Below are 1,629 nucleotides of genomic sequence, written 5' to 3'. Positions count from 1 at the left end.
CCCTCGGGCGGGCGGACCGGCCGCAACCTGCCACTGGCCGGGCCGCCCCCACCGGGGGCCCGGCCGCGCTTCGCCGGTGGTGGGTCGCGCCTGACCGGTGGCCTGCCCGGGAGGCGGGCACACCCCCGGGCGGCCACCCCTCAGGCGGCGGTACGGCCCGGGCCGCGGAACCTTGTCCGTGGCCCGGGCCGTACGGCTGTGTCGAGTGGAGGGATTCGACGGCGTCCTGGCGGACGAGCCGATGGCGCGTTCTTGCGGACGAGCCGACGGCCTCCCGACGGCCTCCCGACCGCCTCCCGACGGGCGAGCCGATGTGTCCTAGCGGAACGAGGCGATGGCGTCGGCGAGCTGGTCGACGGCCCAGAGGAGGTCCTCCTCGGAGATCACGATCGGCGGCGCGAGCCGGATCGTGGAGCCGTGGGTGTCCTTGGCCAGCACCCCGCGTTCCATCAGCGCCTTCGACACCTCGCGACCGGTGGCCAGCGACGGGTCGATGTCGACGCCCGCCCACAGGCCGCGCCCCCGCACGGTCACCACGCCCTCGCCGATCAGCTCGCGCAACCGGGCCTGCAGCACCTCGCCGAGCCGGGTGGCCCGCGCCTGGTACTTGCCGGTGTTGAGGAGCTCGATCACGGCGTTGCCGACGGCGCAGGCCAGCGGGTTGCCGCCGAACGTGGACCCGTGCTGGCCGGGCTTGATCACGCCGAGCACGTCCTCGTTCGCCGCGATCGCCGACACGGGGACGACACCGCCGCCCAGCGCCTTGCCCAGAACGTACATGTCGGGCACGACGCCCTCGTGGTCGCAGGCGAACGTCTTGCCGGTGCGGCCCAGCCCCGACTGGATCTCGTCGGCGATCATCAGGATGCCCTCGGCCGAGCACAGCTCGCGCACCTGCGTGAGGTAGCCGTCCGGCGGCACCAGCACCCCGGCCTCGCCCTGGATCGGCTCCAGGAGCACGGCCACCGTGTTGGCGTCGACGGCCTCGCGGACCGCCTCCACCGAGCCGTACTTCACGATCTTGAAGCCGGGCGTGTAGGGGCCGAAGCCGTCGTGCGCGTCGGGGTCGGTGGAGAAGCTGATGATCGTGGTGGTGCGGCCGTGGAAGTTGTCCTCCATCACGATGATGTTGGCCTGCTCCGGCTCGACGCCCTTGACCTCGTAGCCCCACTTGCGGGCCACCTTGATGGCGGTCTCCACGGCCTCGGCGCCGGTGTTCATCGGCAGGATCATGTCCTTGCCGGTGAGGTCGCCCAGCCCGGCGCAGAACGCCGCGAACTGGTCGTGGTAGAACGCCCGGCTGGTCAGCGTGAGGTTCTTGAGCTGGTCCTGGGCCGCCTCGACGATCTTAGGGTTGCCGTGTCCGAAGTTCAGGGACGAGTAGCCGGACAGGAAGTCGAGGTAGCGCCTGCCCTCGACGTCGGTGACCCAGGGGCCGTGCGCCTCGCAGATCACCACGGGCAGCGGGTGGTAGTTGTGCGCGCTACGGCGCTCGATTACTTCGATCAGCTGGGCACTGGTGGTCATCTACTTCTCCCCCCTGATTTCCAGTGTGCAGCACTTGGGGCCGCCGCCGGCCTTGCGCAGCTCGGACAGCTCGACCGGGATCGGCTCGTAGCCGCGCCGCTT

At 71.2% G+C, this 1,629-nt stretch carries 1 protein-coding gene; it reads right to left on the bottom strand.

What is annotated here, in order from left to right; genetic code table 11:
* Nucleotides 1-318 precede the first annotated feature (318 nt).
* Nucleotides 319-1,527 carry an ornithine--oxo-acid transaminase gene (rocD, locus tag DQW85_RS23360; protein WP_113702235.1) on the bottom strand — a complete coding sequence of 403 codons (1,209 nt, stop codon included), beginning with the start codon at nucleotides 1,525-1,527 and terminating at the stop codon, nucleotides 319-321.
* Nucleotides 1,528-1,629: the final 102 nt, after the last annotated feature.

The sequence above is a fragment of the Nonomuraea lactucae genome (assembly GCF_003313395.1).
In the GTDB taxonomy this organism is placed as follows: Bacteria; Actinomycetota; Actinomycetes; order Streptosporangiales; family Streptosporangiaceae; genus Nonomuraea; species Nonomuraea lactucae.
Note: the sequence above shows the minus strand (reverse complement) of the source record. Positions and strands in the feature narration are given on the sequence as shown.

Bases quoted from the DNA above. Each gene is read 5' to 3' on its own strand.
- rocD (WP_113702235.1), bottom strand. From the start codon at position 1,527: ATGACCACCAGTGCCCAGCTGATCGAAGTAATCGAGCGCCGTAGCGCG.